This is a genomic window from Streptomyces sp. NPDC048269 (assembly GCF_040652395.1).
Classification (GTDB): domain Bacteria; phylum Actinomycetota; class Actinomycetes; order Streptomycetales; family Streptomycetaceae; genus Streptomyces.
The window spans coordinates 175,679-189,398 of record NZ_JBEZLW010000013.1 but is presented as its reverse complement, the minus strand read 5'-3'; the positions used below and the strand labels follow the sequence as shown (position 1 = coordinate 189,398).

The window sequence follows — 13,720 nt, the reverse complement described above, 5'->3', positions numbered from 1 at the left end:
CGCGGCCGCCCCGACGACGACCGCGGCAACAGCGCGGACAACGCTTCCCACTCCAGATCCGACAGTTCATGACGACGCACCATGCGACACATGATCCCCCATCAGAACCCTTTGAAGACACCCCCTAGGCCGAATCCGGGAGGAGGTGCTTGGCTCCCCATTCCCCCAGGGCTTCCAGGGCCGTGTTCAGCTCCTGGCCCAGCGGGGTCAGCGAATACTCGACGCGCGGCGGGACCTCGTCGTAGACCTCGCGGTGCACGATGCCGTCCGTCTCCAGCTCGCGCAGCTGGGCGGCGAGCACTTTCTCCGAGATGCCCGGGACGAGCCGGCGCAGTTCACCGAAGCGTCGGGGGCACTGCTCCAGCTCCCACAGGAGCGAGACCTTCCACTTGCCGTCGATCACGGACATCGCCGCGGCGATCCCGCAGTGATCCGCTCCGGGCCTTCGTGCCACCGCCACCGCACACCCCTCCCACCTGCTCGCTCACCTTGGGGTAACCACCCACTCCAAGGTGCGTACTTGAGCGCCTCACGGCCTGCCACCAGGCTAAACGCCATGACCGACAACACCCCGCAGAACCCGCTCACCTCCCTCACCCTGCTCGGCCTCGGCGACATGGGCACCGCCCTCGCCCGTACCTGGCTCGCCGCAGGGCACCGGCTCACCGTCTGGAACCGCACCGCCACCAAGGCCGGGCCGCTGGCCGCCGAAGGCGCCGTCGTTGCCGCGAGCGCCGCCGGGGCCGTGGCCGCGAGCCGGCTCGTCGTCCTGTGCCTGCTGGACGACGCCAGCATCGACTCGGCCCTGGCCGGCGTCGACCTGACGGGCAAGGACCTGGTCAACCTCACCACCGGCACCCCGGCCGAGGGCCGTGCCCGCGCGGCCTGGGCCGAGGAGCGCGGGGCCCGGTTCGTGGACGGGGGGATCATGGCCACGCCGACGATGATCGGCGTCCCGGAGAGCGGGGGCTACGTCTTCTACAGCGGCTCGCGGGCGCTCTTCGACACGCACCGGGAGGTCCTGGAGGTCCCGGCCGGCGGCCGCTTCGTCGGGGAGGACCCCGGTCACGCGGCCCTGCACGACGTGGCGCTGCTCAGTGCCATGTACGGAATGTTCGCGGGCGTCTCGCACGCCTACGCGCTGATCGAGGGCGAGGACGTCTCCCCGAAGGACCTGGCTCCGCTGCTGTCCGAGTGGCTCGGCGCGATGGGCTTCTTCATCGGCAACGCCGCCGAGCGGCTGAGCTCACGGGACTTCACCACCGGAGTGGTGTCCAACCTGGCCATGCAGGTCACGGGCAGTGGCACCCTGCTGCGCACCGCCGAGCAGCAGGGGGTCAGCGCCGAGCTGATCTCCCCGTACCTGGAGCTGATGCGGCGCCGGCTGACCGCCGACCCGGCCGCCCACGGCGGCGAGGACACGGCCGGGGCGATCACCTTGCTCAAGCGGTAGTTACGAGTACGCGGGCGGCGGCGGACCGAAACCTCCGGCCGTGGTGTCGGCCTGGGCCCCGAACCCGGTCCCCGGCCCGGCCTCCGCGCCGGCACCCGCCCCCGGGGCCCGGTCGGCCCCCGTCAGGTCGCGCGCCATCAGCGTGGCCCCCGCCACCGCGCCGGGCATCAGGAACACCGCGACCAGCGGCACCACGAACGCCAGCACCAGCGGCACCCCGAAGCCCAGCACCAGCATCCGCCGTGACCGCAGCAGCACCAACCGCTCGGGCAGGTCCACCTTGCGCCGCTGGAGGGCTACGGCGGTGAGTTCCTGGGTCAGGAAGTACCCGGAGACGCAGAACCCGAGCGCCGGGACCACGGTCTGCCCGATCACCGGGATGAAACCGAGGGCGAAGAGCAGGATCCCGTACAGCAGCACCCGGCCGAGCACCTTCACGCTGTCCCGGGCCGAGACCCACAGCTCCCGCCAGAGCGGGAGCCCGGACTCGGGCACATCGCCGCCCTCGCTCCGGTCGACCTGCTCCGAGAGGGACTCGTAGAACGGCTGGCCGATCAGCAGGGTCACGGCGGTGAAGGTGATCACCGCGAGGAACAGTCCGAGGCAGAAGACCAGCGCGGTCAGGAAGCCGCGGAAGAGCCCGAGCCACGGCGAGGCCCAGCCGTCGGCGAAGGGGGTAACCCAGGCGGTGAGGTCGTCGGCGCCGTAGCCGAGCCCGACCAGCGCTCCGGCGTAGAGGACGAGGGAGACCAGCCCGGGCAACAGCCCGAAGCCCAGCCACCGTCCGTGCCGGAACACCCAGCGCTGTCCGGCCAGCAGATACCGGAAACCCCCCGCAAGATCACGCATGGCGCCAGTCTACGGGGAAGGCCGCACCCCGGACCGGGGTGCGGCCTTCGCCGAGCCGTGCCTGATCAGACGGCGAGCTCGACGGTGATGTTGCCGCGGGTCGCCTTGGAGTACGGGCAGACCTCGTGGGCCTTCTCGATGAGGTCCTTGGCGGTGGTGGCGTCCACGTTCGGGATCACGGCGGAGATCTTGACGATCAGGCCGAAGCCCTCGTCGTTCTTGCCGATGCCGACCTCGGCCGTGACGGTGGAGCCGGAGATGTCGGCGTTCACGTTCTTGGCGACGACACCCAGGGCGCCCTGGAAGCAGGCGCTGTAGCCGGCGGCGAACAGCTGCTCCGGGTTGGTGCCGGCACCGCTGCCGCCGAGCTCCTTCGGCGGGTTCACGACGACGTCGAGCTGGCCGTCGTTGGTGGCGACGCGGCCGTCACGGCCGTTCTCGGCGGTGGCGACAGCGGTGTACGCGACGTCGGAGTACTGGATGGACATGTAAGAAGATCCTCCTGGTAATCGCCGAGACTCGCGCCCACGGTCACGACGGTGTGGGGTGAGCCTAACCGGTGAAAGAAACGATCATCTTTCCGGTGTTCTCGCCGCGCAGCATGCCGAGGAAGGCGGAGGCCGCGTTCTCGACGCCCTCGACGACCGTCTCGTCGTACCGCAGCTCACCGGAGCCCAGCCAGCCGGCCACGTCCTGGACGAACTGCTGCTGCAGCCCGGCGTGGTCGTTGACGAGGATGCCCTGGAGCCGCAGCCGCTTGCCGATGACCTGCATCAGGTTGCGCGGGCCGGGGGCGGCGTCGGTGTCGTTGTAGTGGGCGATCGCGCCGCACAGGGTGGCCCGGCCGTTCACGTTCAGGGAGGAGATGGCGGCCTCGAGGTGGTCCCCGCCGACGTTGTCGAAGTAGACGTCGATGCCCTCGGGGGCGGCCTCGCGCAGCTGCTGGCCGACGGGGCCGTTCTTGTAGTTGAAGGCGGTGTCGAAGCCGTACTTCTCCGTGAGGTGCGTCACCTTCTCGTCCGAGCCGGCGGAGCCGATCACCCGGGAGGCGCCCTTGATCTTCGCGAACTGGCCGACGAGGCTGCCGACCGCACCGGCCGCACCGGAAACGAAGACCGCGTCGCCCTCCTTGAAGGAGGCGACCTCGAAGAGGCCCGCGTAGGCGGTCAGGCCCGGCATGCCGAGTACGCCGAGGTAGGCGGAGAGGGGGGCGAGCGAGGCGTCCACCTTGGTGGCGAACTTCGCGTCGAAGTCCGCGTACTCGCGCCAGCCCAGGTGGTGCAGGACGTGGTCTCCGACGGCGAAGCCCTCGGCGGCGGAGGCGACGACCTCGCCGACCGCGCCGCCCTGCATCGGCTCGTCCAGCTGGAACGGCGGGACGTAGGACTTCACGTCGTTCATCCGTCCGCGCATGTACGGGTCCACGGACATGTGGAGGTTGCGCACGAGGATCCGGCCGGGGGCGGGCTCGGCGGACACGGGCACCTCGCGCAGGGCGAAGTCCTCGGCGACGGGCCAGCCCTGCGGCCGACGGACGAGGTGCCACTCGCGGCTGACGGCGGGGATCTGAGACATGCGGCGCTCCTGGTAAGAACGAAATTGCTTCACTAGGTGAAACAACCATGCGCCTGGATATTTCATGTTGTCAAGTAAATGGGTACTCTGAATCCATGCCCAGTCGTCGCGTAGACCCAGTGACCGTCGAGGTCGTCGAACTCATCGGCGACGTCGTGGCCAGGTACCACATGGAGTACGAGCATGCGGCCGCCAGCCACCAGCTGACCGGCGCGCAGGCCAGAGTGCTGAACCTGCTCTCCCTGGAGCCGATGGCGATGCGCCGCATCGCGCAGAAGCTGAGGTGCGAGCCGTCGAACGTGACCGGCATCGTCGACCGGCTGGAGACCCGCGGCCTGGTCGAGCGCCGCCCGGACCCCGCCGACCGCCGCGTGAAGCTGGCCGCCCCGACGGAGGAGGGCCTGCTGACCGCGGACCGGCTGCGCGAGTCGCTGGACTTCGCGCGCGAGCCGCTGGCCGGCCTGTCGGCCGAGGAGCGGACGGCCCTGCGGGACCTGCTCAGGCGGATGCTGGGCTGACCCGGCGGCTCAGAACCAACCGCAGAAGAGCCAGCAGTCGTCCTTCGGCTTCTGCGTGGGCTTGGGCGTGGGCTTCGTCGGGGTCGGGGTCGGCGGCTGAGGGCTGCCGGTGGCGCTCTGCGACGGCTGCCCCGAAGCGGTCGGCTTTATGTTGCCCCCGGGCCCGGGAGTGCTGGACGCCGAGCCCGACGTCGTGGGCGCAGGGGCGGACGGCGCCGGCGCCGACTGCGTCACACCCCCGGAAGGCGCCCCGGTGCCGGCCTTCTTCGCAGGCCCGGCGGCGGCCTTCGCCGTGGCCTTTCCGGACGGCCCGGCGGGCGCGCCGGAAGTCGGCAGGTCCGGCAGCGGCGCGGGCTGCTGCGGTCCGGCGTCGTCGGTCAGCACCACCGTGGCGGCCCGGTCGCTGCGCTGGCCGTCGGTGGCCATCTTGGCCACCCCGAGCGAGCCGGCGGTCGCGAGCAGCAGCCCGAGCCCGACGGTCAGCACCGTCCGGCGGCGCCTGCGGTGCGTGGCGCGGCGGCGGGCACCGGCCCTGCGCTCGTTCGGCGCGGAGAGCACCACGAGCGAGTCCGCGTACACGTCGGCCAGCGTGGGCTGCGGCGCGGGCTCGTCCGCCACGGCCGCGGGCGCGGCGGCGGGCGCGGCGGCGGGCGCGGCGGCGGGCGCGGCGGGCATCAGGTACTCGGCCGGAGTTCCGCACCCGGCGCACGCCAGCGCGCCGTTGAGGTACCTCCGACACGCGGGGCAGTAGTTCATAGGGCCCGCAGGCTACGGGGTTCCCGGCAACATCCGTATCCCGGGAACGTAAGGATCCTGTGTGGAATTGTTGCCTCCATGACAGCGAATCCGACTCCGGGCGCCCGGGGCCCCTTCGGGCCGGCCGCCTTCCAGCTGGTGCTGCTGCGCAGGATGGCGGACTTCCAGCCGGACCTCGCCGACGAGGCCCGCAGGCGGCTCGGCGCCTCGCTCTCGGAGCAGCGGGAGGCGAACAAGCGCTGGCAGGCGATGGTCCGCTCGCCCCGCTCCCGGGGCGCCCTCTCCCGCTACCGCTCGGTGCTCGGCGCCCCGGAGTCCGCGGAGTCGCGCAGGATCGGGGACCTGGAGTGCGAGGCGCTGCTGTGGCCCGTACCGCTCTGGCCGGACCTGCGCTTCGAGGTGCTGGCCGCGCCGGACGGGGCGGTGTGGAACGAGTGGCTGGTACGGGCCCCGGGCGCGCGGGGGCCCGTACTGGCGTCGGCGGACGATCTGCGACCCTGGTCGGCGACGGTGGACGAGGTGGCGCGGGCCTTCGCCCCGGTGCGGCCGATGGAGGGCACCGCGCCGACCCGCTGGCGCCTGGCGTTCGCCGCGGGGGCGAGGCACTGCGTGGCCGAGTTCACGTACGGCCTGCTCCAGCGGGTTTCCTGCGAGGACCTCTAGACCGTGGGGGCGAGGTCCCGCCCGGCCCGGACGGCGCTGCGCTGACGACCTAGGAGGCGAGGAAGGACCGGACGCCCGCCGAGGTGGCGTCGTCGCCGAGCAGGTCGTTGTGCTTGAGGCAGCCGACCGGCGTGTTGGCCGCCCCGGTCAGCGGGACGCTGTCGTCCGGGTTGACGACCTCGTCGCAGTTCGACCAGAAGGTCGCGTACTTCACCGCGCCCGGGGTCTCGTCCCCGCCGTTCAGGTTCTTGACCACGTACGAGCCGGGCGTCATGTCCCGGCACGCCTGGTCCCACAGCGCGCAGGCCCATGCGGTGGAGGTGCCCCGGTTGGGTCCGGCCAGCGAGACCCAGTGGCCCACGGTGGCCGCGCCGCCGCCGAACTTCACGTACCAGCGGCTCACCAGCGAGCCGAAGGAGTGCGCGACGACGTCGACCCGGGCCGCGCCGGTCTGCCGGCGGACCTCCTCGACGTAGGCGCCGAACCGCCCGGCGAGGACCTCGTTGACCGACAGGTGGGTGTCGTAACCCCAGGAGAAGAGGTCCGAGTCGGCGTACCCGGCGGCGCGCAGGTCCTCGCGCAGGGCTCCCCAGACGCCCGGATCGGCGTTGTAACCGTGTACGAAGACCACCGGATTGCGCGATGACGCCTGCTCGGAGGCGTGGTCCGTGACCCGGTCGGCGGCACGGGCCGATACCGGCGCCAGCAGCGCCAGGCAGAGCGTCAGGAGTGCCACCAGTCTCTGGCGGGTCGTCAGCATCGAGTCCCCTTTACCTGGTTACGCGTGAGTAGCGCGTGCGGTGGGCGCATGCTGGTGCCTGTCGGTACAGAAATCCACCCCCATGCAGCCGCGACGCACCCCCGACCGGAGCATCACAACGGGCGATCAGCCCCAAATGCCCGAGAAGATATGACAAGCGACCGGCATTCCGCCGGTCCTCTTGCGTCAGCGCTCTCGGAGGATCTGCCGTGACCGTCAGTCTTGAGCAGTTGCGCCGCTGCCACGTCGCCGTCGACCTGGGGGCCGCCAGGACCCGCGTGTACGTCAAGGGCGCCGGCCTCGTCGTCGACGAGCCCAGCGTCGCCGCGGTGAACACACGGACCGGCGCGCTCATCGCCGTCGGTACCTTCGCCGAGCGGATGACCGGCCGCACGCCCGACTACATCCGGGTCGTGCGCCCCGTCTCCGGCGGCACCGTCGTCGACATCGAGATGGCCCAGCGGATGCTCCGTCACCTGCTCGGCGAGAAGCTGCGGCGCGCGCTGCGCCGCAAGCCCCGGCTGCGGGCCGCCGCCTGCACCCCGCACGACGCGGACCCGCTGGCCCAGCGGGCGACCGTGGAAACCCTCGTCGGGCTCGGCGCCCGCCGCGTCGAACTCGTCGACACCCTGATCGCGGCGGCCGTCGGCTGCGGCCTGCCGGTGGAGCAGCCGACCGCGACGATGATCATGGTGTGCGGGGCGGCGGCCACCCAGGTGGCCGTCCTCTCCCTCGGCTCGATCGTCACGGCCGAACGGATCCCGGTCGGCGGCGAGGCCATCGACCACGCGGTGGTCCAGCACCTGCGCCACGCGCACGAGCTGATGCTGCCGAGCCAGGCGGTGCGGCCGCTCCAGCTGGCGCTGCACGGCAACGGCATCACCGCCGAGGGGCCGGCCTCCACCCTCATCCACGGCCGCGACGTGGCCACCGGACTGGCCCGATCCGTCCACGTGGACACGGCGGCGGTCCGCGACGCCATCCACACGCCGCTGACCGCCGTCCTCGACGGCATCGGCAAGGTGCTGCGGGACTGCCCGCCGGACCTGGTCGCCGACCTGACGGACAAGGGGATCATGATGGTGGGCGGCAGCGCCCTGCTGCCCGGCCTGGACCAGATGCTCCGCGACGCCACCGGGATGCCCGTCGCCATCGCGGAACGGCCCGACGTGTGTGCCGTACTCGGTCTCGGCGCGATGCTGGAAGGGAAGATCGCCCCCATGGTTCTCAACCCGCTGGCCGAATGACGAACGCCGGGGCGGGACCCGTCGAAGAGCCCGAAGAGGGGCCCGGACAAGGGCCCGAACAGGGTCCCGACGAGGAGCCCGACCGGCCCTCCGCCCTCCCGGTCCTGCTGGACACGGTGCTCAGCGTCGGATCCGAGCTGGAGCTGAACGCCACCCTCCAGCACCTCGTGGATTCGGCGACCGAGCTCTGCGCGGCGCGGTACGGAGCGCTCGGGGTCATCGACCCCGAGCGCGTCCGGCTGACCGCGCTCTTCACCGCCGGGCTGACCGGCGCCGAGCGGGCGGCGATCCCCCGGCTTCCCGACGGGCGTTCCGGCGTGCTCGGTGCGCTCATCAGCGACCCCCGGCCGCTGATGCTGGACGATCTGACGGCGGACCCGCGCTTCGCCGGGTTCCCGCCGGGCCACCCGCCCATGCGCAGCTTCCTGGGCGTGCCGATCCGGGTGCACACCGAGGTCTTCGGCAACGTCTACCTCACCGAGAAGCGGGGCGGCGGCCCGTTCACCGCCGAGGACCTCGCCCTGGTGCGCGTCCTGGCCTCGCAGGCGGGGATGGCGATCGGCAACTCGCGGCTCTACGAGACCGCGCGCCGCCTGGAGCGCTGGATCGAGGGCGCCGCCGCCGTGACCACCACGCTGCTGGCCGGCCGCCCGGCGGCGGACGCTCTGATGTGCGTGGCCGAACGGGCCCGGCTGCTGGCCGACGCCGCGGCCGGGGTGGTGCTCCAGCCGACCCGGGAGGGCGGCATGGAGATCGTCGCCGCCTCCACCCACGGGGATCCCGGCGACCTGGTGGGGACGGCGATCGCCCCCGGGTCGCCCGTACTGGAACAACTCCTCGGCGGCGAGCCGGTCTTCATAGAGGATTCGGCCACCGATCCCCGGATGACCACGCACGTCCGGGAACGGTTCGGGCCCAGCATGATGCTCCCGCTCCAGAGCGGCGGCCAGCTGATCGGCACCCTGGCTCTGCCGCGCGCCCGGGGCGGTCCCCCGTACGACGCCGTGGACAGGCTGCTGGCCTCGCAGTTCGCCTCCCATGCGGCGCTGGCCCTCGTACTCGCGGACGCGCAGCACGACCGCGAGCAGCTCGCGGTGTACGAGGACCGTGACCGCATCGCCCGGGACCTGCACGACCTGGTGGTCCAGCGGCTGTTCGCCACGGAGATGATGCTGGAGAGCACCAGGCGTCGCTCCTCGAACGCACCGTCGGGGGACACGGTGGGCGACGAGCTGAGCCGTGCCGTGGACGAGCTGGACTCCACCATCCAGGAGGTCCGCACGGCGATCTTCGCCCTCCAGCAGCCGCCGGCCGACGCCCCGACGACCTTCCGGAGGCGGGTGCTGCGCGAGACGGGCGGCGCGGCCGTGCTGTTCGGCTTCCAGCCGTCGGTGCACTTCGCGGGGGCGGTGGACGCGCTGCTGCCGGACCCGGTGACGGGTCATCTGCTGGTCGCCCTGCGCGGCGCGCTGGGCGCGGCGCACCGGCGGAGCGAGGTCACCGGCCTCGACGTGGAGGTGGACACGACCCCGTACCGGGTCCGCCTGACGGTGGCGGACGACGGCCGCACGGAGTCGGGGACCCGGGGGGCGACGTTGACGTGGGAGTCGGCGCTGTAGCCCTGAACGGGAGGCTCGGCGGGGCATCGCCGGTCCCGAGGCCGCCGCCGCCGGCGGCCGCCCCGGCGCGCCCGTCCGGCCCGGCACCCGGCGTGCTCTTACGGCTGGCCCGGGCGGTTGGCGGCGCGGAGGGCGATGCGGGTGTTGGACTGGGCCACCCCGGCCTCCCGCTTCAGGCGGCGGAGCAGGGCGTCGAGTGCGGCGGGGTCGGCGGCCCGGGCGCGTACGAGGTAGTCGTGCTCGCCCGTCACGTGGACGACCTCGGTGATTCCCGGGAGCTTGGCGGCCTGCCGTTCGAACTCCTCGTTGGTGGTGTCCTGGCGCAAGGTGACGTCGATGAAGACGACGAGCCCGCCGCGGGTGTCGGCGCCCGGGTCGACCAGGATGGTGAACCCCCGGATCACCCCCTCCCGGCGCATCCGGCGCACCCGGTCGGCGGCCGCGTTGGCGCTGAGGCCGACACGGACGCCGAGGTCGCGGTACGAGATCCGCGCATCCAGCTGCAGGATGCCGAGGATTTCCCTGTCGAGGCGGTCCATACCGCGATTCTCGCAGCCGGGGCCGATATCGGTGCCCGTCCGGCGGCCCGTGGGCCTGACGCTCCCCCTATGAGCGAACTGATGACACCGGCCTTGGCGGGCGCGGTCGCGGGCCTGGGCGTGGCGATGCCGATGGGTGCGATGAGCGTGCTGCTGCTGCAGGAGGCGATGCGCCACCGCCGCGCGGCGATCGCGGCGGCCGCGGGCATCGCGGCGGTCGACCTCGGCTACGCCGCGCTGGCCACCGCCCTGGGCCCGTGGGTGGCCTCCCACATCTCCCCGATCGAAGCCTGGGTCCGCCTGACCTCCGCGGTGATCCTCCTGGCCATCGCCGCCCGGGGCCTCACGAGGCACCGCCGCCACCCCGATCACTCACCCCCGCCGCACCGTCCAGCCCCCCGGCGATCGGGGCGCGGGGGCCCGGGGCGGAGCCCCGGTCATCCAGCCCGGCTGCGCCTTCCAGCCCCGCCGGACCAGCCCGCCCCGCCGGCGTTCGAGGCGCGGGGCCCGGCGCGGAGCCCCGGGTCTGGAACCGGAGCCGACGCCCGGCCCACAGGCGGAGCCGACCCGGCCAAGGCTTTCGCCCGGTACGTCGGCCTCACCGCCCTCAACCCCACTACCGCCCTCTATTTCGCCGCCCTCACCACCGCGCAGGGCGCCACCCTCCGCACCGGCCCGGCCGGAGCCGCCTTCCTCCTCGGCGTCGGCGCCGCCTCGCTCCTCTGGCAGCAGTCCCTCGTCGCGCTCGGCGCACTCGCCGGGAGCCGGATCTCGGACACCGCCCGCGCGTGGACCTTCCGCCTCGGCTACGGCCTCGTCGCCGCCTATGCGATCAAGATCGCCCTTCCCCTCCCGTGAACAACCCCTAGGGTGAGCCCGTGACGACGACCCGCCTCTCGGCCCGCGCGGCCATCGCCTCCGTGACCGACCCCGGCAGCTTCACCGAACTCCCCGCCCCCCGACGGGAGTCACCGGCCGACGGCCCCTTGGCCTGGACCGGCTACGACGACTCCCGCGCCCGCGCCGCGCAGCGGACCGGTGAGCAGGAGTCCGTCGTCACCGGCACCGCCCGCATCGGCGGCCGCGAAGCCGCCGTGATCTCCTTCGAGTTCGGCTTCCTCGGCGGTTCGCTGGGCGAGCGCACCGGAGACCGGCTCGAAGCCGCGTACAGCCACGCTCGCGAGCACCGCCTGCCCCTCGTCTCCCTGATCGCCACCGGCGGCTCCCGCATGCAGGAGGGGATGCTCGCGCTGACCCAGCTCCAGCGCGTGGCCCGCCAGTGCGTACTGACCCGGGCTGCCGGGCTGCCCCAGATCGCCGTCCTGCGCGATCCGACGACCGGCGGCGGCTGGGCCACCCTCGGCGCCGGGGCGGACGTCGTCCTCGCGCTCCCCGGGGCCCAGGTCGGCTTCGCCGGTTCCCGGGTACGGCCCGCGGACGCGGACCCGGCGGCGTACTGCGCCGAGGGCCAGTACGCCGCCGGGCACGTGGACGCCGTGGTCCCCCCGGCCGAGCTCCCCGGGGTCCTGTCCGACTGGCTCCGCGTCCTGTCCGCGCCCCGCGCGGACGGACCCGTCGAACCCCCGGCCGCGCTGGGCGGCGTACGCGGTGGTCAGCCCCCCGCGACCGGCTGGGACGCGGTCCGGCAGGCGCGTCATCCGGACCGCCCGCGCGCCGCGGCCTACCTCGACGCGTACTTCGCCCTCCGCCTGCCGCTCTCCGGGGACCGGGCGGGCGGCACCGACCCCGGCATGCTGTGCGGGTTCGGGCTGCGGGAGGGCCGGGCCGTGGCGTACGCCGCCCAGTGCGGCACGGCCACCCGCCCGGCGGGATACCGTACGGCCGCCCGCGTCCTGCGCCTCGCGGACCGGCTCGGCATCCCCGTGCTCACCCTGGTGGACACCCCGGGGGCGGCCAACGACGCCGCCGCCGAGCACGAGGGGGCGGGCGCGGCCATCGCGGACACCTTCGCGGCGCTGGCCGCGGCCACCGTCCCCGTCACCACCCTGCTGATCGGCGAGGGCGGCTCGGGCGGCGCCCTCGCGCTGGCCGCGCCGGGGAACACGTGGGTCACCCCGGACAGTTACTTCTCGGTCATCGCCCCTGAACTCGCGGCAGCCATCCTCAAGCGCCCCCCGACGGCCGCCCCGGCCACGGCGGACCAACTCCGCATCCGCCCCCAGGACCTGGTGACCCTGGGCGTCGCCCGCGGGATCGTTCCCCCCGCCCCACCCGCCTCCTGCGCCACCGCATCCGGCCCGGCCGGGGACTGAGACGCAGGGCCGGGACGCTGCCCGGGGCCCGGGGCCCGGGGCCCGGGGCAGCGTCCCGGCAACGGCCCCGCACCGCGAACCGGTGGACGCGTGAGGCCCTACGCCTGCGGCGACCGCGCGTCGTAGCGGGCGAACGCCCGCCAGCGGAGCGCGAGCAGGCCCAGCACCAGCACGCAGGAGAGGCCCCCGCCCGTGATCGCCACGGCCGGGGAGGTCAGGTCCGCGGCGGTCCCGGCGAGGAAGTCCCCGAGCCGGGGCCCGCCCGCGACGACCACGATGAAGACGCCCTGGAGGCGCCCGCGCATGTCGTCCGGGGTGGCGGCCTGGAGCATCGTGGTGCGGAACACCATGGAGATGGTGTCCGCACACCCGGCCACGGCCAGGAAGAACAGACCGAGCCACAGGTTCCGGGTGAGGCCGAAGACCGCGATCGCCAGTCCCCACCCGGCGACGGCCACGAGGATGGCCAGCCCGTGCCGGCGGATGCGGCCCTGCCAGCCGGAGAACAGCCCGCCCAGCAGCGCCCCGACGGCGGGCGCGGCCACCAGCAGGCCGACCGTCTTCGCGTCGCCGCCGTACCAGAGCACGGCGATGGCCGGGAACAGTGCCTTCGGCTGCGACAGCACCATGGCGGCCAGGTCGGAGAAGAAGGTCATCCGGATGTTGGGCCGGGTGCCGAGGAAGCGCAGACCGTCGACGACGGAAGCCCTTCCGCGCGTCCCCTCGGCGCGGTCGGGCTTCATCGACGGCAGCCGCCACATCGCGTAGAGGGCGGCGGTGAAGGTCACCACGTCGATCAGGTACGCCGCCTGGTACCCCCACCAGGCGACGATCAACCCGCCCAGCATCGGGCCGGCCATCATCCCGGAGGTCATGGTCACGGAGTTCAGCGCGTTGGCGGCGGGCAACTGCGCGGACGGCAGCAGCCGCGGGATCATGGCGGACCGGGCCGGTCCGGCGAGCGCCCCGCACACCGCCTGGAGCGCGACGACGGCGTACAGGAACCACACCCGGTGGTATCCGAGCAGTGCGGCCGCGGCGAGCGCGGCCGACAGCCCGGCGGCGCCGAGGGAGCTGTAGAGGCCGAGCTTGCGCCGGTCCACGGTGTCGGCGATGGCTCCGCCGTAGAGCCCGAAGACGACGAGCGGGACGAGTGAGAAGAGTCCGACGAGCCCGACGGAGAAGCTGGACCGGGTGATGTCGTAGACCTGGAGCGAGATCGCGAGGGCGGTCATCGCCTGGCCGAGCCAGGAAATGGTGCCGCCGACCCACAGCCGCCGGTAGTCCCGGGACGTGCGGAGCGGGGTGAGGTCGGCAAATATTCGCCGCTGGGGGCGGTCGGGCGCGGCGGTACGGGTCACAGCGGATGATAACCAGAGGGCCGCTCGCCGCCCGCGGTCATTTTCCCGCACGCACACACCGGCAACAGCCGCCCCACCCGGGTCCCGGGGCCCCACACCGGGCCGCT

15 protein-coding genes are annotated in these 13,720 nt (G+C 73.4%); 7 read left to right on the top strand and 8 right to left on the bottom strand.

Annotated features, from left to right (window positions below):
• Positions 1 to 124: 124 nt before the first annotated feature.
• A complete protein-coding gene (locus AB0D48_RS17660; protein WP_362396980.1) occupies positions 125 to 409 on the bottom strand; it encodes a helix-turn-helix domain-containing protein in 285 nt (94 codons plus the stop codon).
• A 147-nt stretch (positions 410 to 556) separates the two neighbouring features.
• On the opposite strand from AB0D48_RS17660, the gene AB0D48_RS17655 reads away from it, so the two are divergent.
• The gene (locus tag AB0D48_RS17655; RefSeq protein ID WP_362396978.1) at positions 557 to 1,453 is read left to right on the top strand and encodes an NAD(P)-binding domain-containing protein; all 897 of its coding nucleotides are present in this window, start codon (positions 557 to 559) and stop codon (positions 1,451 to 1,453) included.
• Here AB0D48_RS17655 and AB0D48_RS17650 read toward each other — a convergent pair whose 3' ends face one another.
• The 3 genes from AB0D48_RS17650 to AB0D48_RS17640 all read right to left on the bottom strand — a co-directional run bounded on the left by AB0D48_RS17650 (position 1,454) and on the right by AB0D48_RS17640 (position 3,877).
• On the bottom strand, positions 1,454 to 2,302 hold the full coding sequence (locus AB0D48_RS17650; RefSeq protein WP_362396975.1) for an EI24 domain-containing protein: 849 nt from the start codon (positions 2,300 to 2,302) through the stop codon (positions 1,454 to 1,456).
• Positions 2,303 to 2,367: 65 nt separating this feature from the next.
• Positions 2,368 to 2,790, bottom strand: a complete 423-nt coding sequence (locus AB0D48_RS17645; protein ID WP_362396972.1) for an organic hydroperoxide resistance protein — start codon at positions 2,788 to 2,790, stop codon at positions 2,368 to 2,370.
• Between the two features lie 64 nt (positions 2,791 to 2,854).
• On the bottom strand, positions 2,855 to 3,877 hold the full coding sequence (locus AB0D48_RS17640) for an NADP-dependent oxidoreductase (RefSeq protein WP_362396969.1): 1,023 nt from the start codon (positions 3,875 to 3,877) through the stop codon (positions 2,855 to 2,857).
• Positions 3,878 to 3,972: 95 nt separating this feature from the next.
• Between AB0D48_RS17640 and AB0D48_RS17635 the strand changes: the two genes are divergently transcribed.
• Positions 3,973 to 4,395 carry a MarR family transcriptional regulator gene (locus tag AB0D48_RS17635; protein ID WP_362396966.1) on the top strand — a complete coding sequence of 141 codons (423 nt, stop codon included), beginning with the start codon at positions 3,973 to 3,975 and terminating at the stop codon, positions 4,393 to 4,395.
• A 9-nt stretch (positions 4,396 to 4,404) separates the two neighbouring features.
• Here the strand turns inward: AB0D48_RS17635 and AB0D48_RS17630 are convergent, their stop codons facing one another.
• The gene (locus AB0D48_RS17630; RefSeq protein WP_362396963.1) at positions 4,405 to 5,151 is read right to left on the bottom strand and encodes a hypothetical protein; all 747 of its coding nucleotides are present in this window, start codon (positions 5,149 to 5,151) and stop codon (positions 4,405 to 4,407) included.
• Between the two features lie 78 nt (positions 5,152 to 5,229).
• On the opposite strand from AB0D48_RS17630, the gene AB0D48_RS17625 reads away from it, so the two are divergent.
• The gene (locus tag AB0D48_RS17625; protein WP_362396960.1) at positions 5,230 to 5,814 is read left to right on the top strand and encodes a hypothetical protein; all 585 of its coding nucleotides are present in this window, start codon (positions 5,230 to 5,232) and stop codon (positions 5,812 to 5,814) included.
• Positions 5,815 to 5,863: 49 nt separating this feature from the next.
• On the opposite strand, the gene AB0D48_RS17620 is transcribed toward AB0D48_RS17625, so the two are convergent.
• A complete protein-coding gene (locus tag AB0D48_RS17620) occupies positions 5,864 to 6,574 on the bottom strand; it encodes a triacylglycerol lipase (RefSeq protein WP_362396957.1) in 711 nt (236 codons plus the stop codon).
• Between the two features lie 209 nt (positions 6,575 to 6,783).
• On the opposite strand from AB0D48_RS17620, the gene AB0D48_RS17615 reads away from it, so the two are divergent.
• A complete protein-coding gene (locus tag AB0D48_RS17615) occupies positions 6,784 to 7,821 on the top strand; it encodes a rod shape-determining protein (protein WP_362396954.1) in 1,038 nt (345 codons plus the stop codon).
• Positions 7,818 to 9,440, top strand: coding sequence for a GAF domain-containing protein (locus tag AB0D48_RS17610; RefSeq protein ID WP_362396951.1), 1,623 nt, complete (start codon positions 7,818 to 7,820; stop codon positions 9,438 to 9,440). Before AB0D48_RS17615 ends, AB0D48_RS17610 begins: the two co-directional genes overlap by 4 nt.
• Positions 9,441 to 9,538: 98 nt before the next feature.
• On the opposite strand, the gene AB0D48_RS17605 is transcribed toward AB0D48_RS17610, so the two are convergent.
• The gene (locus AB0D48_RS17605) at positions 9,539 to 9,979 is read right to left on the bottom strand and encodes an Lrp/AsnC family transcriptional regulator (RefSeq protein WP_362396948.1); all 441 of its coding nucleotides are present in this window, start codon (positions 9,977 to 9,979) and stop codon (positions 9,539 to 9,541) included.
• Positions 9,980 to 10,048: 69 nt separating this feature from the next.
• Between AB0D48_RS17605 and AB0D48_RS17600 the strand changes: the two genes are divergently transcribed.
• The gene (locus AB0D48_RS17600) at positions 10,049 to 10,837 is read left to right on the top strand and encodes a LysE family transporter (RefSeq protein WP_362396945.1); all 789 of its coding nucleotides are present in this window, start codon (positions 10,049 to 10,051) and stop codon (positions 10,835 to 10,837) included.
• 20 nt (positions 10,838 to 10,857) lie between these two features.
• Positions 10,858 to 12,252, top strand: coding sequence for a carboxyl transferase domain-containing protein (locus AB0D48_RS17595; protein ID WP_362396943.1), 1,395 nt, complete (start codon positions 10,858 to 10,860; stop codon positions 12,250 to 12,252).
• Positions 12,253 to 12,350: 98 nt separating this feature from the next.
• Here the strand turns inward: AB0D48_RS17595 and AB0D48_RS17590 are convergent, their stop codons facing one another.
• Positions 12,351 to 13,613, bottom strand: a complete 1,263-nt coding sequence (locus AB0D48_RS17590) for an MFS transporter (protein WP_362396940.1) — start codon at positions 13,611 to 13,613, stop codon at positions 12,351 to 12,353.
• Between the last annotated feature and the right edge of the window lie 107 nt (positions 13,614 to 13,720).